A 22929-nucleotide genomic window follows, 5' to 3' on the forward strand; every position below is an offset into this window, starting at 1 on the left:
ATGGAAAAATGCTTGATGGGAATTGATGTAGGGACTACCGGTACCAAGGTTATCGTATTTGATCTGCAGGGAAATATTTTAGCGAGTGCATACCGGGAATATGAGTGCAGCTATCCGCATCCGAACTGGGTGGAACAGGACTGCAGTGAACTGATCGAGGCTGTCTATTACTGCTGCCAAAAATCTGCTGCAGGCATTGACACGACGAAATATGAGATATCCGGTGTCAGTGTTTCTGCCCAGAGAAGCAGTGTCGTATTTCTGGACGAGCAGGGAAAACCGATTAAAATGATATCGTGGCAGGATAACCGTGCGGTCAGGGAAGTGGAAGAGATCGAGCAGAAAGCAGGCAAAGAAAGATTCTATGAGATAACAGGGCTTCCGCTTTGTGCCACATGGATCCTTCCGAAAATTTTGTATATACGGAAAAATGACAGGGACGTATGGGAAAAAACCAAAAAAATCGCTCAGCTGCAGGATGTTGTTTTGAGGGCACTGGGTGTCGATGAATATTACAGTGACGAATCAGAGGCAGGTTTCTGGGGCGTGTGGGATAACCGGTATTTTCGATACAGCGAAGAACTTCTGGAGGCATTTGACATCGATATACGGATGCTGCCGGAGGTAAAGCCTTCCGGTACTTTGGCCGGAGAGATCACAAAGGCAGTCAGCATGCGTACCGGACTTCCGGAGGGCGTGAAGATCTGTGTGGGCCTTGGGGATCAGAACAGTGCGGCCATCGGAGCCGGAATCGTGGAAAAGGGTATGATGTCGGTTTCCATCGGAACGGGAGGACTGGCGACGGCATTGCTCGACACCTGCTACCGGGATCCGAAAGGACAGGCGATGGTGACCCACCATGCGGTTCACGGAAAGTGGACCTTTGAGGGCCTGCAAAATGCCGCTGCAGGTGTTTTTCGCTGGTTTCGGGATGAAATTGCGGCGTACGAACATTTTCAGGCAGGAGATCAGGTGTATGAGGTACTGAACAAAATGATCCAGGAAACACCGGTCGGAGCAAAAGGATTATTGATGCTGCCGTATTTTGCAGGCAGTGCGGCACCGAGATGGAATAATGAGGCAAAAGGGTGCTTTCTGGGCCTGACGCTTGGCCACGACCGCAGTTGTATGGCAAGGGCGTGTGTGGAAGGTATCACGTTAGAGCAAAAGGATATTATAAAAAGCATACAGACGGACGATATTGAATTTAAGGTGGTGCGAATCGTAGGGGGCGCTACAAAGTCCGAAGTCTGGAACCAGATTCAGGCAGATATGTATCAGGTGCCCTGTGAAACACTGAAGGTAAATGATGCGGCCGCATTGGGGGCTGCCATCTGTGCAGGGGTTGGATCCGGAATCTTCCGGTCATTCCAGGACGGCGTGCAGCGCATGGTCAAAGTGAATAAACGCTATGAGCCGGATAAGGAAAATGGATTAAAGTACGAAGAGCTCTACGCGGCTTACTGCAGGGCTTATCAGGCGTTGGATGAAGGAGGAGTCTTCCGTCATATCGACGCAATGCAGAAATAAGAATACGGGGCGGACCACTGACAGGTCCGCCCCGTATTCTTATTGATAAATCCGATCAGAGTTTTTCAGCTTCCAGTAAAGAGATGGCGGCGATCTCATCAATGATCAGACCATTCAGATATCCGCCGTGGATAGCGGAGATGATGGAACGTGTTTTGTCATTGCCTGCACACAGCCCCATCACCATGGGAATCTGTGCGAGGCTGTTCAGCGGAATGCTGATCAGGCGGTTGGAGAGTATTGTTTCCGGTTCCTTTCCGTCAATATCGATCTGATGGCCGCAGATATCGCATAATTCCATCTGTGAAAGCTTTTTGGCTTCAGATGCATCCAGGTATTTTGCTTTGTATACAACGCTGTTTTTATAATTGGAGGATCCGAGGCCTACGAAAGCGATATCCAGCTTTTTCAGCAGATTAAAGTGATCGATGGTCTCTGGCTCCTCCATAAAGAGCTCCAACAGGGTTGGGTTGTGTACAAGCATGGGGGCCTGGAGCAGGCTGTACTGGCAGTTCAGCTTTCTTGCCAGTGTTTTTACCAGTTCCCTGCCGTCCATGTGCATGCTCTGGCTGTAGGAGGCGCCGACGAGCTGGATGACATTGGCATCGGGAAATGCTTTTGCGCACTGGAAACGATTAACAAAAGCATTCAGTGTTGTTCCCCATGATATACCGATCTTCATACCGTTGACAATACAGGAATTCAGGTACTCGGAAGCGGCTTTACCGATATTATCTTTGGCATCACTGGGATTTTGTCCCGTCGGTACTACGACAACTTTTTTCAGATCAAAATGACTGCGGATCTTCTCGGCCACTTCTGTGTTGGAAAACAGCGGGTCTCTGATCTCGATGTGCACAATATTGTATTGATGAGCGGCAGCCAGCATGCGTGATACCTTGGGGCGTGAAATTCCCATCATTTGTGCTATCTCATCCTGCGTCATATTTCCATAGTAGTATAATTTGGCAACCTTTGTGATATCTTTACGTTTCTGTCCCTGATCCACGACTCGGTCCCCCTTCCATTTAATTTATGATTATTATACAAGAAAATGAACAAATGTGCAATATAATAATGAAAATATATTGAAAAATGTTCAACTTTCCATTATGATTACAGTAAGAAAAAAATAGAGATCATAATTAAAGGAGGAATAGAAAATGACCAGCAGAGAACGAGTGCGTGCGGTATTAAACGGAGAGATACCCGACAGAGTTCCCATGGATCTGTGGGGAACGGACAGCAGACTCACCACAGAATTTTATTTAAACCTGGCAAAGCATCTGAATTTTGAGGAATTGGGAGAAAGAATCCGTCCGGGGTCCACATCCGAATATGAAGATTACAGGATCAGTGATATGATCGGTTCTGATTTTCGGCATATTAATATTGGTAAGCCGGATTATTACAAAAGCTATAAAGATGAAAATGAAAATATCATCGATGAATGGGGTGTCGGGAGGAAGGTGATTGATGGATATGCCATGCTCAACTATCATCCGCTTGCCGAGGCAGAGATTGAGGATCTGGACAGCTATCCCTGGCCGGTGATACCGGATGAGGGCAGGATAAGAGGACTGAAGGAACGGGCAGAGGACTGGTACAACAATACGGATTACGCGATTACGGCAACTTCTGCAACTTCAGGGACGATCTTCGAGCTGTGTCAGTACTTGAGAGGAACAGAGGAATTCCTGATGGATTTCTATATGGAGCCGGAATTTGCACAGAAGCTGATCGGGAAAGTAACGGATAAACTGTTGGAGCTGAATCTGTACTATCTGGAACCGATCGCACCGTATATTGAGTGGCTGGAATTTTCCTCGGATTTTGGAACACAGACTGCACCTTTTATCTCTCCTGAAATCTTCCGTGAATTTATGCTGGAGCCTCATAAACGACTGTTTGGTGCCATAAAAGAAAAATATCCTCATATAAAAATATTTTTACACAGCTGCGGCAGCGTGAAACAGCTGATGCCGTATTTCGTGGAGATGGGGGTGGATGTTCAAAGTGCACTTCAGCCTGCGGCCAAAGGAATGGATTCGGCTGAACTGAAAAAGGAATTCGGAGATAAAATAATCTTCCATGGAGGTGTAGATATCCAATATGCTATGACAGGAACGCTGGCAGATGTTGAGGCAGATGTGAAGAAGAGAATCGATGCCTTTGGCAAAAACGGCGGATACTACCTGTCGCCCTCCAATCACTTTCAGACAGATGTTCCCATCGAGAACTTTTTCAGGATGTATGAGGTAGGAAGAGAGTACGGGAGGTATTAAAATGTTAGTAAATTCTAAAGAAATCCTGCAGGAGGCAAAAAAAGGGCGGTATGCCGTTCCGGGACCAAACTTTGTGGATCTGGATTCTGCAAGAGTCTTCGTTCAGGTGGCACAGAAAATGAAACGTCCGGTCATTCTTTCTTTTGCGCAGGTATTGAAGGATATCATTTCCCTGGAGGAAGCGGCGGTGATCGGCAAACTGCTCGCAGAGAATGCAGAAGTACCGGTAGTACTGCATCTGGATCATGGGGAAGATGTGGAGTATGTGAAAAGGGCCGTTGACGCAGGGTTTACGTCGGTCATGATAGACGCTTCGCAATGCAGCTTCGAAGAGAATGTCCGCATCACGAAAGAAGTCGCCATATATGCCCATGAAAGAAATGTCACAGTGGAGGCGGAGATCGGACACGTGGGACAGGGCAGCAACTATAAGGATTACGAGCATTCGGACTCTGTCTATACAACAGCAGAGGAAGCAATGGCGTTTGCAGAACAAACAGGAGTGGATTCTCTGGCCGTATCGATCGGGACTGCTCATGGGGTCTATAAAGATGTGAGTCCGGTGCTGAATTTCGAACGCCTTCATGAAATCTCGGATAAACTGCCGATTCCGCTTGTACTGCATGGAGGATCAGGATCAGGGGATGATAATCTGCACCGATGTGCAGCAGAGGGAATCTCCAAGATCAATATTTTCACGGATTTCCTGCTGGCAGGTATGGACGGAATCCGGGAAGAGCAGCCAAAGGACTACCTGGCTTTGAAGAAGGCGGTAAATGCAAAGATGGGAAGTGTGCTGGAACACTATTATCATATATTTTCAGGGGATAAGTAACTGTTTAATATCAGTCTGGAGGAATCTATGGAAAAGAAAAGAAAGGTAAGGACACCATTTTTTGTGGTAAATCCAAAATCATATTTATATGGTCAGGAGAGTCTGGCGCTTGCAAAATATGCAGACGAACTGGCCGGGCAATATGATATTGATGTGTTTTTTACGGGACAGCTCGTGGATCTTGCCCTGGTCAGGAAAGAGACAAAGCGGCTGATCGTGACCGCACAGCATATGGATGGACTGCTTCCGGGAAGAGGAATGGGCCATGTGCTGCCGGATGCACTGGTGAACGCAGGGATACAGGCCGTGTTCTTAAACCATGCAGAATGCCCCCTTACACTCAGCCAGCTGGCGAAGGCTATGGCACGCGGCGATGAATTGGGGATATTGACGATCGTATGTGCGGATACCGTGGAAGAGGCTATGGCGATTGCAAAACTGCACCCTGATATCATGGTCTGTGAGCCGACCAGTCTTATCGGAACGGGGCAGGTAAGCGACGAAAAATTTATGAAAGACACAAATGAGGCAGTGAAAGCACTGTCCCCCGACACGCTGGTTTTGCAGGCAGCAGGAATCAGTACGGCAAAAGATGTATATCGGGCGATTGTATTGGGAGCTGACGGAACCGGGGCGACCAGCGGCATCGTGGCAGCGAAAGATCCTTTTGCAGCCCTGGCGGAAATGATGGAGGCAATGGGAAAAGCCAAAGAAGATATCGGGAGGAAAACGATTTGAACATATTTATGGATACCATTCATGTGACATCTAACGGGATGCGTCCCTCATATCATAATATCAGAAAAGAAGTAAATGAAATCATAGAAAAAAGCGGCGTTCAGAATGGCTTATGTGTTGTGCAGTCCCAGCACACCACCTGCTCTGTTATTTTCGAAGAATTTGTACACGATACCGACTTTAACGGAGATGAATTTTTACAGGTCGATCTGAACAGGATATTGGATCGGATCATTCCAAGGGAACTGACGGAAGATACGGATTACCGTTATCCGGGTCCGAAACATCTGGACTTTCTGATGAACCTGGAAGATCCCAACTATCCGAAGGATCCCAGAACGATCTTAAATGGAGATGCTCATATCCGCGGCTCTTTATTTGGAGCCAGTGAGTCTTTTATCCTGGAAAACGGAAAGCTGAAAACAGGTACGGTCGGCTATATATACTTTATTGACTGGGATCAGAACCGTGTAAGAACCCGCAACTGCCATGTGCTGGTTATGGGTGAGTAGCATAAAAACATCAAACAGTCGGAAGTAATCCGTCAAAAGGAGGAAAACATGGGGTATTTAGACAGATTTAATTTAAGCGGAAAAATTGCAATGGTGACCGGTTCATCGAGAGGCATCGGAAATGCGGTGGCAAAAGGTCTGTGTGAAGCGGGGGCAACGGTAGTCTATACGGCAACAACGCTGGAATCAGCAGAAAAAGCTGCCAGGGAAGCAGCACAGGAAACAGGTGCAGTGACACTGGGACTGGCATGCCACGTGGAGAATCCGGATGAAGTGAAGGCTTTATTTGCAGCGGTTGACGAGAAATTCGGTACACTGGATATCCTGTTCAATAATGCCGGGATTGCAAACATTGCCACAGACTGTGTGGAATTGACACCGGAACAGATTCAGGAGATCATGAATGTGAATACAAACGGAGTCATCTATTGCTGTCAGGAGGCTGCAAAGCTCATGATTACAAAAGGAAAAGGCTCCATCATCAACATGTGTTCGATGTCCGCGCACATCTATAATGTGCCGCAGAAAGTCACACACTATGCTGCATCGAAAGGTGCCGTACTCTCCTTTACCAAAGCACTGGCGTGTGAGCTGGCTCCTCATAACGTGCGTGTGAACTGTGTGAGTCCGGGATACCACATGACAGAAATGGCAAAACAGTGGGTAGACTGTCATCCAATCTGGCTTGAAAGAGTGCCGATGGGCCGTTTTGCAGATCCTTATGAGCTGGCGGGAACGATCATTTATCTGGGCAGCGATGCCTCTTCCTATGTGACGGGAGCAGAGATCGTCGTTGACGGAGGTTACACGTTACTGTAAACAGGGGGAGCAGACCCGGTCAGGCAAATACATATAAAAATATTGGAGGTATGATTTATGGCAGCAGAATACTTACACGTGGGAATTCCCGTAACGAACAAAAAACCAGATATGATCTATAATAATGAACTGAAACTATGGATGACAGACATCAATTGTCACGATTTCAAGATCGAATATCTTAAATTTGAGGAAGGGACGCCGTTCCCGGAAGTAATGCACAGAAATCCACATATTGCTTATAAGGTGGATGATATGGATAAATATCTGAATGATGCAGATGAGGTAATCTTTCCGCCGACAGACTTTGGTCCGGATCTGAAATTTGCGTTTATCATTATGGACGGAACAATTATGGAAATTCTGGCGGATCGCTGATTGATCAGCGGATACGCCATATTATGAATTAATTGCAAGTGATATTGAAGGAACAATCAACAAAGCTACAAATCTCAATGTTGAAGTATGGGATTTACACCTTTGTTATTATTTCGCGATCTTTACTTTACCGGAATATAAATTTCAACTTCATTGGCCGGGGCAGCAAAAGATGCTACTTTAAATGTACTGATAAGTTTTGAACAGATTTGCCAAGGTGCCGCGGTGAGTGAAAACGGCATATCTTCCCCCACGCAGCGTCTTTGCGGTTCTCACGTTATACCATAGTGCATTTTATATCTCTATATCCAAAAAAAGCAAAAACTATCATGAATGGCATATCAGCATGTGGTATGATAGGAACAGCAAACGAAATGAGGTATAAACAGATGGCAGATATTCTAGTGCAGGGGCTGACTCAAAATAATTTAAAGCACGTCAGTTTCAGGATCCCCAGGGAAAAAATAACAGTGTTTACCGGCGTGTCGGGTTCCGGCAAATCCAGTATTGTATTTGATACCATCGCCGCCGAGTCACAGCGGCAGATGAACGCCACCTATCCGGCGTTCGTACGGGCCAGGCTGCCCAAATATCCTAAGCCCGCCGCCGAGCGTATTGACAATCTGACGGCGTCCGTCGTGGTGGACCAGTCTCCTCTGGGAGGCAACTCCCGTTCCACAGTGGGAACGATCAGCGGTCTGTATTCGAGCCTGCGGCTTTTGTTTTCCAGAATCGGAAAGCCGTATGTGGGGACGGCATCCTGCTTTTCCTTTAATGACCCGGCAGGGATGTGCAAAACATGTTCCGGTCTTGGGAAGATTGTTAAAGTTGACGTGGAAGCCATCATAGAACCGGATAAGTCCTGGAAGGAAGGCTGCGTGAAGGATTCCCTGTTCCGGCCCGGCTCCTGGTACTGGAAGCAGTATGCCGGATCCGGGCTGTTCGACCTGGACAAGCCGGTCCGGGAGTATACCGGGGAGGAATACAATCTGCTTCTGTATGGTTCGCGTGACGGCAGGGGTGAGCCGGAAAATCCGAAAGTGACCGGTCTGTTTCATAAATATACAAAGACTCTTCTGAACCGTGATATCAGCAGCAAGAGCAGGCATACTCAGGATAGGTCACAAAATCTGATTTCAGAGGTCGAGTGTACCGACTGCCGCGGAAAGCGCCTGAATGATACGGTGCTGAACTGCAGGATTGGGGGATATTCCATCGCGGATATGTGCGGGATGGAGCTGACGCAGCTTCGTGAAGTTCTGTCACAGATATCAGATCAGACGGTGGGGGTTCTGATACAGACGATGATAGAGGGGTTGGACAGGATGATAGAGATCGGCCTGCCGTACCTGCATCTGAACCGGGAAACTCCTTCACTGTCCGGCGGTGAGGCACAGCGTCTGAAGCTGGTCCGGTACATGGGCAGCAGTTTGACGGGGCTGACCTATATCTTTGATGAACCCAGCGCCGGTATGCATCCACGTGATGTCTACCGCATGAATCATCTGCTAAGACAGCTTCGTGACAAGGGCAATACGGTACTTGTGGTGGAGCACGACAAAGATGTCATCTCTATCGCGGACTATGTAATTGATGTGGGGCCTCTGGCGGGGCAGAGCGGCGGGGAGATCGTGTTTGCGGGCAGTTATCAAAAGCTGCTGAAAGCCGATACCCTTACAGGCAGGGCAATGCGGCAGAAAATGCCGCTGAAGCCAAATCCCCGACAGCCGGCGGGCATGCTGCCCGTCCGAAATGCCTGCCTCCATAACCTGAAACATGTAGACGTGGACATCCCACTTGGGATTATGACCGTTGTGACCGGCGTGGCCGGTTCGGGAAAGAGCACGCTGATCTCCGAAGTGTTTGCCAGCCAGTATGAAAGCGATATTGTGATGGTGGACCAGGGCCCCATCACGGCGACAAACCGCTCCACGCCTGCATCCTACCTCGGCTTTTTTGATGAAATACGGAAACTGCTGGCGCGGGAGAGCGGAAAGCCGGACGGCCTGTTCAGCTTCAATTCCACAGGTGCATGCCCGGTGTGCGGCGGCAAGGGGGTTATCGTGACAGAACTTGCTTTCATGGACCCGATTGTGACAGAGTGCGAGACCTGCGGGGGACTGCGTTATAATCAGGAGGCACTCGCCTGTACCTACAAAGGAAAAAATATTGTGGAGCTTTTGAGCCTGACTGCTTCACAGGCGCTGGAAGTGTTCGAGGATGCCGGAATCAGAAGACGGCTGAAGGTGATGAAGCAGGTGGGTCTATCCTATCTGACACTGGGACAGCCGCTTGGCACGCTGTCCGGCGGCGAACGCCAGAGGATCAAGCTGGCGAAGAAACTGGGGAAGAGGGGCAAAATTATTGTGATGGACGAGCCAACCACCGGCCTGCACATGTCTGATATCCAGAATCTGATGGAGCTGTTCGATATGATCGTGTCCCGTGATAACACCCTGGTGGTGATCGAACACAATCTTGACGTGATGAAACAGGCGGATTGGATTATCGACATCGGACCGGACGGAGGCAAAAATGGGGGCGAGGTGGTATTTGCAGGAACCCCGATCGATATGGTGAGAAACGCAAACACGCTGACCGCCGATAGCCTTAGGGCCTCGTGTGAACGGTGAGACAGCAAAGAAAAACAGAGTTTGGACAAAGGAATGGTGGTAGATTAAGAATGAATGAAGATTATGAATTGCTGAAAAAGCTGGACAGACTGCACACAACAGAATTGGGTGTGGCGAGAATAAAAAGGAATCTGTCTTTAGATACAGAGAATGTGGTCGAATGGTGCAAAATAAAAATCAATTCTCCCAATGCTGTTATCACAAGAAACGGGAAAAACTGGTATGTGAGAACGGACGGCTACATCATCACGGTAAACGCATATAGTTATACCATTATCACGGCACATGCTGCGAAATGAAAAGATGCATCTTCTATTGACATTCTCAGGTCAGATGCTATAATCAGAAAAGAATAACATACAGTATTCAGCTAGGGGAGCCTTCGGGCTGAGAGAACCATACGTGTTGACCCTCACTACTTGATCCGGACCATACCGGCGTAAGGAAGCAGTGTAATAATCAGTAGAACCCTCCTGAATTCTGTCTAAGGAGGTTTTTTTGATGTCATTTTTTGTTAATGCTTCAGAGGATGGATATACGCTCACGTCAGGGGGATACGCGGCTGTAGGGATACTGCTGGCTGCTTTGCTGATCCTGGCTTCGGTTATTGCTGGCAGAGGAAAAAGAAAACACATGAATGCACGTCAGCTGGTGTTCTGTGCCATGTCGGTTGCTCTGGCATCCGTGTTGTCCATGCTGAAGGTCTATGAATTCCCGTTCGGCGGTGCGGTGACGCTTTGCAGCATGCTGTTTATCTGCCTGCCGGGATATTTTTACGGTCTGGGGGCCGGGCTTTTAAGCGCGACAGCCTATGGCGTGCTGCAGTTTCTGCTGGGACCCTATATTCTGTTTCCGATACAGATCATTGTCGACTATCTGCTTGCTTTCGGTGCATTTGGACTCTCCGGACTCTTTGCAAAGTCCAGGCGGGGGCTGCTGAAGGGGTATCTCATCGGTATCCTGGGACGCTATGTATTCTCGGTTCTCTCCGGATGGCTGTTTTTCGGGGAATATGCGTGGGCAGGATGGGGTGCACTGTCGTATTCACTGGTATATAATGCCGCATACATATTTGCAGAGGGGATACTGACAATCGTGATCCTGCTGATTCCGTCTGTCAGCAAAGCCCTGGCACGGGTAAAAGAGATGGCGATCAATTAATCAATAATTTTTGTTTTAAAAACTATTCACGATGTCTTCTTTGAGACAGAAACGATTCTTGTCAGCAGTCAGGAGTCCCTCTCTCTGCATTTTACTCAGTTCATTGGACATGGCACTGCGGTCGACACTCAGATAGTCCGCAAGCTGCTGACGGTTAAACGGTATGGTAAATTCAAAACATCCGTGGCGGGCAGCCTGAAATGACAGATAGGACATCAGTCTGCCCCGGATGGATTTCGATGATGTGTGGAAAATACGGCGTGACAGGTTCAGATTTTTCCGGGCAGAGATGGTGAGCAGGTTGCTGACCAGCCTGCTGTGGTGCTGACAGGCGTTGGGACAGGTCTTCAGCACACGTCCGATATTTAAAAATAAGATTTCAGATGCTTCGGCGGCAATCACACTCACCATCAGCGGTTCACCCGGGACACAGGCATACGTCTCTGCAAATACCTGGCCTGGCCCAACGCTGTCCAGAATACTTTTATTTCCCCACAGATCATCATTTTCAATCTGCACCCGGCCTGACAGCACGATGCCGAGAGACTGAACAACGTCACCGGAGCGGTAGATGGCTTCACCTCTTTTAAACGTTTTTTGTTCACAGCCCAGACAGTCTAATATAATCTTGATCTCTTCAGGAGAATCCCCTCGAAACAGTAAAGTCTTTGATAAAAAAATATAATCCATTTTTCACTCCTTTGTTGTTTTAACAACATACTTGTTGGAATGATTCTATTATACTGTACCCATAAAGTCAAGATAACAGACGGGAGGAAAACAAAATGGTTCGAAGAATTATCCAGATAGATGAAGAAAAATGTAATGGATGCGGCCTGTGTGCGGATGCCTGTCACGAGGGTGCGATAGGGATCACGGATGGAAAAGCGAGGCTGCTGCGGGATGACTACTGTGACGGTCTGGGCGATTGTCTTCCCGCCTGTCCGGTCGATGCGATACATTTCACAGAGCGTGAGGCGGCCGATTACGACAAGGAGGCTGTCGCTGCCAACCAGAAGCAAAAGATGGCGGTCCGACAGCCCGTGCCCGCGGCGGCGTCCGAGCTTGGACAATGGCCGGTGCAGATAAAGCTGGTGGCCGCAAATGCTCCTTTTCTTGCGGGAGCAGACCTGTTGATCGCAGCTGACTGTACAGCATATGCATACGGGGATTTTCACCGGGAATTTATGCGCGGCAGAGTAACGCTGGTCGGATGTCCAAAGCTTGATGAAACCGATTACAGTGATAAGCTGACGGAAATCATCAGTCAGAACCAAATCAGAAGCGTGACGGTGGTCCGGATGGAAGTTCCGTGCTGTTCCGGTATCGAACATGCTGCGGTGACAGCGCTTGAAAACAGCGGAAAACGTATTCCATGGCAGACGGTTACCATTTCTAAAGATGGGCGTGTCTTAGGATAAATAAGAATTACAATATGAGAAGAAGAGAGGAGATTCTATTATGAGTCAAAAAATGTTTTGTTTTCAGTGTGAACAGACAGCAGGGTGTTCCGGCTGTACAGGTAATGCGGGCGTCTGCGGTAAATCCGCAGGTACGGCGAGACTGCAGGATGAGCTGACAGGGGCGTTGATCGGACTGGCCCGTGCCTGCGCCGGCAATCCCAAAACAGAGAATACAGATCAGATCATCATCGACGGATTGTTTGCAACCCTTACCAATGTTAATTTTAATGATGAGACTCTTCGCAGCCTTATCGGCCGCGTAAATGGTGAGAAGACGATCGTTGTGCCGGGTTGCAGCGCATGCGGCTCCCCGTGCAAAGATACGGAAAATTATGATATGGAGAAACTGTGGAGTGACCAGGAGGACATCCGTTCCCTGAAATCACTGATTCTGTTCGGCATACGAGGCGTCGCTGCATATGCCTATCACGCAGCGGTTCTGGGCTACACAGATGAAGAAGTCAACAACTTTTTTTACAAGGCGCTCTCAGCCATCGCAGAGGACTGGGGAATGGAAGAACTGCTTCCTTTGGTGATGGAAACAGGAAAAGTGAATTTAAGCTGTATGGAGCTGCTTGACCGCGCAAATACTGAGACATTTGGAACGCCGGCTCCGGCTGAAGTGTCGTTATCCGTGGAGAAGGGACCGTTCATCGTGATCACCGGCCATGATCTGTATGATCTGAAGCTGCTGCTTGAGCAGACGGAAGGCAAGGGGATCAATGTGTATACGCATGGTGAGATGCTGCCCGCGCATGCTTATCCGGAGCTTAAGAAGTATGCTCATCTCAAAGGCAACTTTGGTACTGCATGGCAGAATCAGCAGAAAGAATTTGCAGACCTGCCGGCACCGATCCTGTTTACAACAAACTGCCTGATGCCGGTGAAAGACAGTTATGCCGACCGGGTGTTCACGACAGAGATGGTGTCTTATCCGGAGATGGTTCACATCGGAGAAGACAAAGACTTTACCCCTGTGATTGAAAAGGCACTGGAACTGGGGGGATTTGTTGAAGATAAAGAGTTTACCGGCATCAACGGCGGGAAAACGGTCATGACCGGATTTGGCCATGGTACTGTCCTGCAAGCTGCTGATCAGGTGATCGAGGCAGTAAAAGGCGGAGCGATCAAACATTTCTTCCTGGTTGGGGGCTGTGACGGAGCCCGTGCCGGCCGGAATTATTATACGGAATTTGTTCGTCAGACACCCGCGGATACGGTTGTGTTGACACTGGCGTGCGGAAAATACCGTTTCAACGATCTGGATCTGGGCACTATTGGAGGCCTGCCGCGGCTTATGGATATGGGACAGTGCAATGACGCATACAGTGCGATCAAAGTAGCTGCCGCACTTGCGGAAGCATTTGATTGCGGAGTCAATGAACTTCCATTGTCTATGGTACTCTCATGGTATGAGCAGAAAGCAGTCTGTATTCTGCTGACACTGCTTCACCTGGGGATCAAAAATATCAAACTGGGACCGACTCTGCCGGCGTTTGTATCGCCGAATGTCTTGAACTTCCTGGTGGAGAATTACAATATTGCCCCGATCACGACTCCGGAAGAAGATCTGAAAGAGATCCTTGCCCAGTCATAAAATGAAGACAGCCGCGCATGATAGACAATTGACTCATGCGCGGCTGTTATCAGGGTGTCTGAAGCTGTTCTTCATCTGTCCGGTCTTTTAAAATTTCGATGGACAGTATCAGATAGATTCTGTTCTGGGGATCGTCTAACTCCATTTTCAGAAATTGTTTGATTCTTCTCAGACGCTCCAGGCAGGTGGTCCGGTGAACGTACAATACGTCTGCTACTTTGCTGACATTACACTTTTCATGGTAATAAGTTTCGAGAGTCAGCAGATAACTGGTTTTATTCTGCCGGTCATATTCCCGCATCTGCAGGAGTCCTTTCGGCACAAGTGCTTCCGGGGGAAGATCACCGATACAGTGATACAGCATATAAGCAAGGCAATATTCGGAAAATTCGTAATACCACCTGGACGGATGTTTTCTTTTCCCTGCTTCCAGTGCGGAGACCGCCTGCAGGTAGGAATTTCTGATGGCCCGGATTCCTTCGGCAAGTCTTCCGGCTCCTGTTTTCATATAGTTTTCCCGGATAAAGATTCGCAGAGCAGCATCTTCCTGCCTGTCGGAATTCCCAAGGAGTGAATCATTTACAATAACAACAATATGGCTCTTATACTCCCAGGCGAAGGCAAAATGAAAGACAGTTTCTATCTGATGGCATTGAATCTGGACAAAACGGTAATTCTTCTCCTGCTCTGTAATTTCCAGGCAATATATCCGATAATCCTGATCTGATTTCCAGTTCAGCGAGTGCAGTACTCTGTAAAGCCTTCCCGCTTCAACGGGCGCCCCCTCCAGAATATCCTTAAAAACAGAGTCCTTCTCTTCGTGGTTTTGGCAGAGCAGCCAGTAATTCTGGTTATAATACATACAGATATATTTCCCGAGACATTCCAACAGACTGTTGTCACTTCGCCTGAAGGTCTGCAGGCTTTCCTGTAAATTCAGTCCGAGGGTAATGTTTCCCTCGCATCTTACACGATAACTAAGATTTCTGTATGGAAGGAACTGACTGGTATATAAGAATGCTGAAGAACTGTTCCAGAGCTTTTGAAATTCCGGTTCAAACCGAAAGCTGCACATGACTTCCTGATTTATCATTTCATCTTTGCTCGCCCGGTCACCGCCTGACCGTGTCATTGCCAGATAACGGTAATCCTGGTCACAGAGAAACAGAGGATTTTTGAAAATGTCTTCACTCGCGTCTATCATATCCTGGACAGCCCCGTGATTATTGATACAGTCCTGCAGAGTCTCTGCCCAACGGTTATATCTGTCAAATATTTCAATCATGCAATTCAGCGCTGTCTCCAATGTACAGTCCTTCATCACAAGGATGGTACAGCCCGTATGCTTTGCCCAGTCAGGTACAGTTTTGCAGCCTCCTGTTATGATCAGGCAGGAGCCTGATTCGATTTCCGGATTCCCTGTCAGAGATTCTTCCGTAACAAGATATACATATTCCGATGTCATACAGGCATCGCCCTGGTAAATTCGCAGTGCAGAATATACAGGCTCTTCATATCCAAGTCCTTCCCTGCATACGGTGATTCTGTCATCCAATTCATCTCTTATCAGACACGCACTTACTCTCATCTGTCCTCCCCAATTTCATATAGGAACTATGGTCATGTTCGGCTAAGTCTATTATACGTTCCTTTTTTCAGAGATTCAACTGAATCAGCTTAACCTCACCCGACAAACTGAAGTGTCAGTATAAAAAACCGTCTCTGTTTTGCGGATAGTATTCTTCTATTAAAAAATCTACAATAAATAAAAATAAATACAATTAATGTTAAGGAGGAAAATTTATGAACGCAAAAGAAAACCTGCTTCGCACGCTGACCGTTAACCAGCCTGAATGGGTACCGGATATGCTGAAGGATTTCCGGTATTTAATCGGACAGGCTGAAATCGGGGAGATGGTGGAAAACGATTATGACTGGTTCGGTGTCCACTGGACATCCTCTGACGATGGTCCCGGCATGCCGGCGCCCACTCCCGGCCGGGCACTGCTTGGGGACATCACCAAATGGCGCGAGACAGTGAAATTTCCTGATTTAGATGCCGTGGACTGGAATGCCATCGCTGATAAATGGGGAGTTCTCAAAGACCGTGATAAGATTGCCAATTACTATCTGATACCACAGGGCATATTTGAACGCACGCATGCTTTGATGGGATTTGAACAGGCTTTGATAGCGCTGTATGAGGAGCCGGAGGCTTATGAGGAACTGGTGGAGGCTTTAACCTGTTATAAAATCAAGCTGTACGGCAAACTTATTGATTATATGGGGGCTGATGCCATTGCCCACAGTGATGATTTTGGCACGCAGATCAGTACGTTTATCTCACCGGAGATATTCCGAAAGCTTTTCAAACCCAGGCTGGAACGGATTGCGGACAGCATCCATGCAAAAGGATGTATCGCCATTATGCACAGCTGCGGCAAAGTAGATACCCTGATGGATGATTTCGTGGAGTGCGGATTTGACGGATGGGAGCCGTGCATGGTCTGTAATGATCTGGATCAGATCGTGGAAAAGCATGGAAGGTATTTCTCGTTTAGCGGCGGGCTGAATGCCCAGGCGCTCAACGTTCCGGCCACGACGGAAGAGGACATTCGCTGTGAGCTTCGCAATCGTATCCGTCAGATCGGACGGTTTGGAGGTTATGTTCCCGCGTATGTATTACTTGAGCCAAAATACTATGAGGCATGTTCTGATGAGCTGAGAATTCTCAGGCAGGAAGGAACGCGTCTGGGATAACAAATCAGTTTTTCAGTATTCTCTTGACATAACTATACCCCTATGGGTATAATGTGCATATACCTGTAGGGGTATGGTGGGAGGGGATATCATGAAAAAACTGGAGGAATTACTGGAATGGGGAGGAATCAAGAAGGATATCATTTTTCTTCTGATTTCTGCCGCGGCATTACTGGCAAGTATCTTTAAGTTGGACCCATTTTCTTTTGATATGGCGTGGGTGGCAGTTATCTTATGCGGTGTTCCCATTATTTTAGAAGCGGTAATCGGTCTCGTGACCGCCTTTGATATCCGGGCTGATGTCCTGGTATCCATTGCGCTGATCGCTTCGATGATCATCGGGGAAGATTTCGCAGCAGGTGAGATCGCCTTTATTATGCAGCTCGGAGCTCTGCTGGAGGATTTGACAGTAGCCAGAGCCCGCGCGGGCATTGAAAAGCTTGTACATTTGACTCCCCGGACAGCCAGAAGGATACAGGGAACACAGGAAACTATCATTCCTGCGGAAGAGGTGCAGGTGGGTGATATCCTGCGGGTACTGCCGGGTGAGACGGTTCCGGTTGACGGTATAATCAAAGCAGGTCAGACTTCTGTCAATCAGGCGGTCATGACCGGCGAATCACTGCCGGTTGATAAAACGGCCGGTGACGAGGTGGCCAGCGGCACTGTCAATCAGTTTGGCTCTTTTGATATGGAGGCGACAAAAGCAGAAGAAGACAGTTCAATTCAGCGTATGATCCGGCTGGTCCGGTCAGCGGATGCGGGAAAGGCAAGGATCGTCGGGATTGCGGACCGCTGGGCGACCTGGATTGTGGTGATTGCCCTGACTGCCGCGGCTCTTACCTGGATGATATCAGGTGAATTGATCCGTGCGGTAACGATCCTTGTTGTGTTTTGCCCGTGCGCGATGGTTCTTGCAACACCAACAGCCATTATGGCGGCTATCGGAAATGCTACGCGGCACGGTTTCCTTGTGCGGGAAGGAGATGCGTTAGAGCGTCTCGCGTCGGCGGGATATATCACGTTTGATAAGACGGGGACACTGACGTACGGAACACCTCAGGTGGTAGCTGTTCACAGCTTCAAAGATGAACTTACGGAACATGAGCTTTATACTTACGCGGCATCTGCTGAACTGCGTTCTGAGCATCCGCTTGGGAAAGCAGTCGTACGCTGCTTTAAGGAAAATATAAAACCGGAAATTCCGGAGCCGGAGCAGTTTTCGATGCTGCCCGGGCGCGGTGTAAAGGCAATGCTAAGCGGGACACACGTCATTGCCGGAAATCTGGAATTACTGTCGGAAAATCAGATTCCGGTACCGGAATCTGCGGGGGATAACATAAAGCAGTATCTGGATGAGGGATGCACCGTGATCATGCTAGCGGTCGATGAGGAGCCAGCAGGTTTTATTGCACTGGCGGACACACTGCGCGATAGTGCTGCGCGGACTATTCTGGGCGTGAAGCAGGCGGGAGTAACACCGGTTCTCCTGACCGGGGATAATGAAAATGCTGCAAGACACATAGGAGGCCAGCTGCATATTGATGAAATCAGGGCGAACTGCCTGCCGGAAGATAAGCTGATATGGATAGACAGTTATCAAAAACAGGAAAAGCAGGTGTGTATGATCGGGGATGGCATCAATGATGCGCCGGCTCTGAAGAAAGCGTGTGTCGGAATCGCCATGGGCGGTGTGGGAAGTGACATCGCGGTGGATGCGGCTGATATTGTACTTGTCAACGATGATATCAGAGAAATCCCATATTTATTTTATCTGGCAAAACGGATGATGATTACGATCAAGTGTAACCTTGCCTTCTCATTGTCTTTAAACTTTATTGCGATCGTCCTGGCGATCACCGGGATATTGAATCCGGTTGTCGGAGCGCTGGTACACAATGCAGGCTCAGTGGCAGTCATTTTAAATTCAGCAGTTCTGCTGACATGGAAAAAAAGATGAAAGAGGAACCCCCCACGGGGCTTGTGGGGGACTCCTCTTTTTTGTAAGATAAAACAGAAAGCTGTCATATTTTGTAGAAGAGAGTGTGAAAAAGTATGTACATAAAAGAAAAAATTACCGATTACTGGAGCGACAGGGCCGAGAGCTACAGTCAGCAGAATCAGTTTCAGCTCACCAGCTGTTATGACAAATGGAAATCCCTGCTTTTGCAGTATGCACCCGACAGAAAGAATACAAAGATTCTGGATGTTGGCACGGGACCTGGATTTTTTGCGATCTTGCTCGCGAAAGAGGGATATCAGGTGACTGCAGTGGACCAGAATGCCGAGATGCTGCGGTGTGCCCAGGAAAATGCCAGACAGGCCGGAGTTGATATCTGTTTTCTGCAGACGGGGGATGAGCTTCCGTTCGCGGACGGCAGCATGGATATGATCGTCGCCAGGGATGTGACGTGGATGCAGCTGGAACCGGAAAAGGTGCTGGAATCCTGGTATCGGATATTGAAAAAGGACGGATGCCTGCTTTATTTTGATGCGGAGTGGTATGGTTATCTGAGAGATGAGAGACAGGCACAGGAGTATCGGTCATTCCGCCGGTATGTGAAAGAACAGTCCGGATTTGTATATGAAAAAGCGAATGAGATGGAACGCCTTGCGGCAGAATTTCCGCTTACATATCAGGAACGTCCAAAATGGGACGGAGAGTTCTGGAAATCACTGAACCCAAGACAGGTGTCCTGTAAGACGGAACTGAATCCGATCGTATATTCAGAGATCGAACAGCTGCAGTATGCGAAAACACCGGAGTTCCTGGTATGTGTTCAGAAGTAGAAAAGGGAATTCGATGAATAAATGGAAAAATACAGGTAAGAAAGTGATATCCAGTCTTCTGCAGACGATTCTGGTGCTGACAGGCATTACAATTGTAACATTTCTGATACTGTACCTGGCTCCCGGCAACCCGGCTGAGATCTGGCTGACGGGAGGCGATGCCAACGTGGGACAGATTTCCGAGGAGGCGATCAGAGAGCAGGAGGAAAAGATGGGGCTTGATAAGCCGTTTCTCGTACAGTACGGGACATGGCTTATCAGGGTTTTTCAGGGGGATCTGGGCAAGTCCATGACGACGTCGGCACCGGTCGCCGGAGAACTGGCGAAACATATCGTTCCGACACTGAGCCTGACGCTGGCATCACTTGTTTTGACTGTACTGATATCCGTTCCGCTGGGGGTCTACTGTGCGGTTTACAGGGACCGGCTGCTGGACAATATTGTCCGAATATTCTCATTTCTGGGAATATCCATGCCCTCCTTTTTTATCTCACTGGTTCTGCTGTGGATTTTCTGCCTGAAGCTGCAGGTTTTTCCTGTCATAGCTTCGAATGACTGGAAGGGGATGGTCCTGCCGGCTGCGGTGCTGGTGATCCAGTGTTCCTCCAAGCTGACGCGGCAGGTGAGGGCGGTTGTCCTGGAACAGCTGAATCAGGACTATGTAAAAGGGGCGGCTGCCCGCGGTGTGGACGAAAGGACGATTTTATTTTCCCATGTGCTGAAAAATGCGCTGGTCCCGATTTTGACGTGGTGCAGTATTTATTTTGGAGTCATGCTGGGAGGGGCAGCCGTCATTGAAACGATCTTTTCATGGGACGGGATCGGAAAGCTTGCCATCGAATCGGTGAGCCGGCTGGATTACTTTATGATCCAGGGATTTGTATTATGGGTGGCTGTGATATTTTTACTCGTGAATTTTGTGGTGGATCTGCTCAGTGCGGTCATTGATCCCAGGATAAAAGGGGGAGCGCGATGAAAAGAAGAGAGAAAAGCAGGCGGTATCCTGCTTCTTTTTATGCGATGACAGTTTTGATCCTGCTTCTTTTTGTGATTGCGCTTGCGGCGCCTGTGCTCGCACCGAACGATCCGTATCACACAGAATTAAGTGATGCGCTGCAGGGACCGAGCCGTCAGTATCCGCTGGGAACGGATCCGATGGGGCGCTGCATGCTGTCCAGAATCTTATACGGGGCGAGAGTTTCTATTTTCAGCAGTCTGTGTATCATTGGCATCGTATTTGTAATCGGCACGGCGATCGGTGTGGTTTCCGGATATACGGGAGGGATCGCGGACCGGATTCTGACCAAGATCATCACGATCATGCAGGCGTTTCCCAAATTCATTCTGGCGATTGCCATCGCAGGAGTGCTGGGGATCGGCATCCGGAATACGATTCTTGCGTTATGCCTGGTTGAGTGGGCGGAGTATGCCAGACTGGCCCGCAGTCTGACACTGAGCGTCAGGGGACGGACCTATATCCGGGCGGCAAGGGTATGTGGAGAAGGCAGGATGAGGATCATGGTCCGGCATATCATTCCCAACATTATCCCGCCGCTGATTGTCAACGCCAGCCTCGGCATCTCGGCGATGATCATGGAAGTGGCGGCCCTGTCGTATATGGGCGTCGGGGTGAAATCACCGATGGCGGAATGGGGTGCCATGATGAATACCGGCAAGGATTATATGCAGACAAATATCAGCCTGGTACTGATCCCGGGAGCAGCGATCTTCCTGACGGCGGTGCTGTTTAATCTGTTTGGGGACAAACAGAGAGATATACTGGACCGTTCGACAGGAGTGTGATGAAATAGGTTGCTTTGATAATAACAAAAGAAAGAACATGAGGAGAAGATGATGAAAAAAGGTACAGTGAGAGTATTGGCAGCGGTCATGGGAGTCATGATGCTGGCGGGATGTGGGAATCATAATACAAATGCGGTTGAAAAATCCCAGGCAGACACCGAAGAGGACCGGGAGAGTGCGGTATTTGCAGATACCCAGTGCCCGACCAGTCTGGATCCTGCAGAGAGCTGGAACAGCTGGTATACTTCCAGATATGGTATCACAGAGACTCTGTATAAGCTGGATGAAAATCTGGAAGCGCAGCCTTTTCTTGCAAATTCATGCGAAATGAAAGATGAAACCACCTGGGTGATCACGCTTCGGGATGATGTAACGTACCAGAACGGAGAGCCTGTGACGGCCAAGTCCGTCAAAGCATGCTGGGAAAGGACCATGGATGTAAATGCCCGTATGAATGAATTGCTCTTCATTGAGTCCATGACGGCGGATGGTCAGATTCTGACAGTCACGACGTCGGAGCCGGTTCCGGCATTTGTAAATGGACTTTCGGAACCGTTGACCGGCATCTATGATGTCACCGAACCGGATACCATCGCACAGCAGCCGATAGGCACGGGACCTTTCAAGGCAGTGAGTTATGAAGTGAAGAAACAGGCGAAGGTGGAGCGATACGATGGATACTGGGGTGGTGAACCAAAGCTTAAGGAAGTGACATTCAATGTGATCGCCGATACGAATTCACTGGCAATGGCGCAGCAGACGGGAGAGAGTGATCTGTCAGTCAGCATTCCCGGGACGAGCCTGGAGCTGTTTTCCGATACGTCCAGGTATCATGTGGACGGGGTGCCTGGGTCACGGGGACAAGTCATTTTCATGAACTATGAAAATGAGTTTCTCAAAGACATCAATGTCCGTAAGGCACTGAGTATGAGTATTGATAAAGAGAGCTATGCAAGTGTGTTGAATAAGGGAGCTTCTGTTCCCACCAGAGGACTGTATCCTGATTTTATGGCTTTTGGTGCGGATGACGGAGAAGGCTATGACTATGACCTGGAGGGCGCCGGGAAGCTGCTGGATGAAGCCGGATACAGGGATACCGACGGGGACGGGATTCTGGAAAAAGACGGGAAACCGCTTTCTCTTCGGATCGTTACCTACAGCACCAAGGCGGAACTCGGCATGTACTGTGAAGAAATGGCGTCCAAACTGAAAGAAATCGGCATTGACCTGCAGGTGGAAATCTATGAGTCAGTTGCGGAACAGCAGGAGAATGGAGATTTTGATCTGATGATGATCAGCTTTACCATGACACCGACCGGTGATCCATTGTATTTTGCAAATATTGCCTTTAAGACTGACGGAAGCAGCAACTATGGACATTACTCAAATGCCGGGGTTGATGCTGTGATCGAACAGATGAACCGGGAATTTGATGCTGACAAACGGGTGGAGCTTGCAAAAGAAGTGCAGAGACTGATTCTTGAGGATGCGGGATACATTGTCGTGGGACACTCTAAATATATCTATGTCATGGGAAATTCTGTTAAAGGCCTTAAGACAAACCCCTCGGAATACTATCTGCTGGATGCCAACACAACGATTGAAGAATCATAAGAGGATTACTG

General features: G+C 48.6%; 21 protein-coding genes and 1 riboswitch. Of the genes, 18 read left to right on the plus strand and 3 right to left on the minus strand.

The features are described 5' to 3' along the window. A complete protein-coding gene (locus tag NQ502_RS15740; RefSeq protein WP_028527440.1) occupies nt 1–1530 on the plus strand; it encodes an FGGY-family carbohydrate kinase in 1530 nt (509 codons plus the stop codon). A gap of 55 nt (nt 1531–1585) precedes the next feature. Here the strand turns inward: NQ502_RS15740 and NQ502_RS15745 are convergent, their stop codons facing one another. Beyond that, nucleotides 1586–2539: a sugar-binding transcriptional regulator gene (locus NQ502_RS15745; RefSeq protein WP_028527439.1), complete on the minus strand. Its 954-nt coding sequence runs from the start codon at nt 2537–2539 to the stop codon at nt 1586–1588. Nucleotides 2540–2693: 154 nt separating this feature from the next. Between NQ502_RS15745 and NQ502_RS15750 the strand changes: the two genes are divergently transcribed. The 9 genes from NQ502_RS15750 (at nt 2694) to NQ502_RS15790 (ending at nt 10891) form a co-directional block, all read left to right on the plus strand. Further along, the gene (locus tag NQ502_RS15750) at nt 2694–3815 is read left to right on the plus strand and encodes a uroporphyrinogen decarboxylase family protein (RefSeq protein WP_028527438.1); all 1122 of its coding nucleotides are present in this window, start codon (nt 2694–2696) and stop codon (nt 3813–3815) included. Between the two features lies 1 nt (nt 3816). Further along, a complete protein-coding gene (locus NQ502_RS15755; protein WP_028527437.1) occupies nt 3817–4650 on the plus strand; it encodes a class II fructose-bisphosphate aldolase in 834 nt (277 codons plus the stop codon). A gap of 27 nt (nt 4651–4677) precedes the next feature. Further along, nucleotides 4678–5388: a triose-phosphate isomerase gene (locus NQ502_RS15760; protein ID WP_028527436.1), complete on the plus strand. Its 711-nt coding sequence runs from the start codon at nt 4678–4680 to the stop codon at nt 5386–5388. Next, nucleotides 5385–5900: a YjbQ family protein gene (locus NQ502_RS15765; protein ID WP_028527435.1), complete on the plus strand. Its 516-nt coding sequence runs from the start codon at nt 5385–5387 to the stop codon at nt 5898–5900. The genes NQ502_RS15760 and NQ502_RS15765 overlap by 4 nt, the downstream gene beginning before the upstream one ends. Nucleotides 5901–5948: 48 nt before the next feature. Next, the gene (locus NQ502_RS15770) at nt 5949–6719 is read left to right on the plus strand and encodes an SDR family NAD(P)-dependent oxidoreductase (protein ID WP_028527434.1); all 771 of its coding nucleotides are present in this window, start codon (nt 5949–5951) and stop codon (nt 6717–6719) included. A 57-nt stretch (nt 6720–6776) separates the two neighbouring features. Then, the gene (locus NQ502_RS15775) at nt 6777–7097 is read left to right on the plus strand and encodes a hypothetical protein (RefSeq protein WP_028527433.1); all 321 of its coding nucleotides are present in this window, start codon (nt 6777–6779) and stop codon (nt 7095–7097) included. A gap of 389 nt (nt 7098–7486) precedes the next feature. After that, nucleotides 7487–9730, plus strand: a complete 2244-nt coding sequence (locus tag NQ502_RS15780; RefSeq protein WP_028527432.1) for an ATP-binding cassette domain-containing protein — start codon at nt 7487–7489, stop codon at nt 9728–9730. A 50-nt stretch (nt 9731–9780) separates the two neighbouring features. Continuing rightward, nucleotides 9781–10029: a DUF3781 domain-containing protein gene (locus tag NQ502_RS15785; RefSeq protein WP_028527431.1), complete on the plus strand. Its 249-nt coding sequence runs from the start codon at nt 9781–9783 to the stop codon at nt 10027–10029. Nucleotides 10030–10092: 63 nt separating this feature from the next. Then, nucleotides 10093–10193: riboswitch (TPP riboswitch) on the plus strand. A 38-nt stretch (nt 10194–10231) separates the two neighbouring features. Beyond that, nucleotides 10232–10891 (plus strand): energy-coupled thiamine transporter ThiT, encoded by a 660-nt coding sequence (locus tag NQ502_RS15790; RefSeq protein WP_028527430.1) that lies wholly within the window; start codon nt 10232–10234, stop codon nt 10889–10891. A gap of 15 nt (nt 10892–10906) precedes the next feature. On the opposite strand, the gene NQ502_RS15795 is transcribed toward NQ502_RS15790, so the two are convergent. Continuing rightward, nucleotides 10907–11581 carry a Crp/Fnr family transcriptional regulator gene (locus NQ502_RS15795; protein WP_028527429.1) on the minus strand — a complete coding sequence of 225 codons (675 nt, stop codon included), beginning with the start codon at nt 11579–11581 and terminating at the stop codon, nt 10907–10909. A gap of 95 nt (nt 11582–11676) precedes the next feature. Between NQ502_RS15795 and NQ502_RS15800 the strand changes: the two genes are divergently transcribed. Next, complete coding sequence (locus NQ502_RS15800) at nt 11677–12312, plus strand: ATP-binding protein (protein WP_028527428.1); 636 nt, start codon at nt 11677–11679, stop codon at nt 12310–12312. A 40-nt stretch (nt 12313–12352) separates the two neighbouring features. Beyond that, the gene (hcp, locus tag NQ502_RS15805; protein WP_028527427.1) at nt 12353–13951 is read left to right on the plus strand and encodes a hydroxylamine reductase; all 1599 of its coding nucleotides are present in this window, start codon (nt 12353–12355) and stop codon (nt 13949–13951) included. 49 nt (nt 13952–14000) lie between these two features. Here the strand turns inward: hcp and NQ502_RS15810 are convergent, their stop codons facing one another. After that, nucleotides 14001–15539, minus strand: coding sequence for a PucR family transcriptional regulator (locus tag NQ502_RS15810; protein WP_028527426.1), 1539 nt, complete (start codon nt 15537–15539; stop codon nt 14001–14003). A 215-nt stretch (nt 15540–15754) separates the two neighbouring features. Between NQ502_RS15810 and NQ502_RS15815 the strand changes: the two genes are divergently transcribed. The 6 genes from NQ502_RS15815 (at nt 15755) to NQ502_RS15840 (ending at nt 22918) form a co-directional block, all read left to right on the plus strand. Next, nucleotides 15755–16711, plus strand: a complete 957-nt coding sequence (locus NQ502_RS15815) for a uroporphyrinogen decarboxylase family protein (RefSeq protein ID WP_028527425.1) — start codon at nt 15755–15757, stop codon at nt 16709–16711. Between the two features lie 91 nt (nt 16712–16802). Further along, nucleotides 16803–18671, plus strand: a complete 1869-nt coding sequence (locus NQ502_RS15820) for a heavy metal translocating P-type ATPase (protein ID WP_028527424.1) — start codon at nt 16803–16805, stop codon at nt 18669–18671. A 95-nt stretch (nt 18672–18766) separates the two neighbouring features. Continuing rightward, complete coding sequence (locus NQ502_RS15825) at nt 18767–19501, plus strand: class I SAM-dependent methyltransferase (protein ID WP_028527423.1); 735 nt, start codon at nt 18767–18769, stop codon at nt 19499–19501. A gap of 13 nt (nt 19502–19514) precedes the next feature. Then, nucleotides 19515–20477 carry an ABC transporter permease gene (locus tag NQ502_RS15830; protein WP_028527422.1) on the plus strand — a complete coding sequence of 321 codons (963 nt, stop codon included), beginning with the start codon at nt 19515–19517 and terminating at the stop codon, nt 20475–20477. Then, nucleotides 20474–21304 (plus strand): ABC transporter permease, encoded by an 831-nt coding sequence (locus NQ502_RS15835; RefSeq protein ID WP_028527421.1) that lies wholly within the window; start codon nt 20474–20476, stop codon nt 21302–21304. Before NQ502_RS15830 ends, NQ502_RS15835 begins: the two co-directional genes overlap by 4 nt. Nucleotides 21305–21355: 51 nt before the next feature. Continuing rightward, nucleotides 21356–22918, plus strand: a complete 1563-nt coding sequence (locus tag NQ502_RS15840) for an ABC transporter substrate-binding protein (protein WP_028527420.1) — start codon at nt 21356–21358, stop codon at nt 22916–22918. Nucleotides 22919–22929: the final 11 nt, after the last annotated feature.

This window comes from Ruminococcus gauvreauii (assembly GCF_025151995.1).
GTDB classification, from domain to species: Bacteria; Bacillota; Clostridia; order Lachnospirales; family Lachnospiraceae; genus Ruminococcus_G; species Ruminococcus_G gauvreauii.

Bases quoted from the DNA above. Each gene is read 5' to 3' on its own strand.
- NQ502_RS15790 (WP_028527430.1), top strand. From the start codon at position 10,232: ATGTCATTTTTTGTTAATGCTTCAGAGGATGGATATACGCTCACGTCA.
- hcp (WP_028527427.1), top strand. From the start codon at position 12,353: ATGAGTCAAAAAATGTTTTGTTTTCAGTGTGAACAGACAGCAGGGTGT.
- NQ502_RS15750 (WP_028527438.1), top strand. From the start codon at position 2,694: ATGACCAGCAGAGAACGAGTGCGTGCGGTATTAAACGGAGAGATACCC.
- NQ502_RS15770 (WP_028527434.1), top strand. From the start codon at position 5,949: ATGGGGTATTTAGACAGATTTAATTTAAGCGGAAAAATTGCAATGGTG.
- NQ502_RS15810 (WP_028527426.1), bottom strand. From the start codon at position 15,539: ATGAGAGTAAGTGCGTGTCTGATAAGAGATGAATTGGATGACAGAATC.
- NQ502_RS15815 (WP_028527425.1), top strand. From the start codon at position 15,755: ATGAACGCAAAAGAAAACCTGCTTCGCACGCTGACCGTTAACCAGCCT.
- NQ502_RS15755 (WP_028527437.1), top strand. From the start codon at position 3,817: ATGTTAGTAAATTCTAAAGAAATCCTGCAGGAGGCAAAAAAAGGGCGG.
- NQ502_RS15820 (WP_028527424.1), top strand. From the start codon at position 16,803: ATGAAAAAACTGGAGGAATTACTGGAATGGGGAGGAATCAAGAAGGAT.
- NQ502_RS15785 (WP_028527431.1), top strand. From the start codon at position 9,781: ATGAATGAAGATTATGAATTGCTGAAAAAGCTGGACAGACTGCACACA.
- NQ502_RS15760 (WP_028527436.1), top strand. From the start codon at position 4,678: ATGGAAAAGAAAAGAAAGGTAAGGACACCATTTTTTGTGGTAAATCCA.
- NQ502_RS15800 (WP_028527428.1), top strand. From the start codon at position 11,677: ATGGTTCGAAGAATTATCCAGATAGATGAAGAAAAATGTAATGGATGC.
- NQ502_RS15780 (WP_028527432.1), top strand. From the start codon at position 7,487: ATGGCAGATATTCTAGTGCAGGGGCTGACTCAAAATAATTTAAAGCAC.
- NQ502_RS15795 (WP_028527429.1), bottom strand. From the start codon at position 11,581: ATGGATTATATTTTTTTATCAAAGACTTTACTGTTTCGAGGGGATTCT.
- NQ502_RS15840 (WP_028527420.1), top strand. From the start codon at position 21,356: ATGAAAAAAGGTACAGTGAGAGTATTGGCAGCGGTCATGGGAGTCATG.
- NQ502_RS15775 (WP_028527433.1), top strand. From the start codon at position 6,777: ATGGCAGCAGAATACTTACACGTGGGAATTCCCGTAACGAACAAAAAA.
- NQ502_RS15740 (WP_028527440.1), top strand. From the start codon at position 1: ATGGAAAAATGCTTGATGGGAATTGATGTAGGGACTACCGGTACCAAG.
- NQ502_RS15825 (WP_028527423.1), top strand. From the start codon at position 18,767: ATGTACATAAAAGAAAAAATTACCGATTACTGGAGCGACAGGGCCGAG.
- NQ502_RS15830 (WP_028527422.1), top strand. From the start codon at position 19,515: ATGAATAAATGGAAAAATACAGGTAAGAAAGTGATATCCAGTCTTCTG.
- NQ502_RS15835 (WP_028527421.1), top strand. From the start codon at position 20,474: ATGAAAAGAAGAGAGAAAAGCAGGCGGTATCCTGCTTCTTTTTATGCG.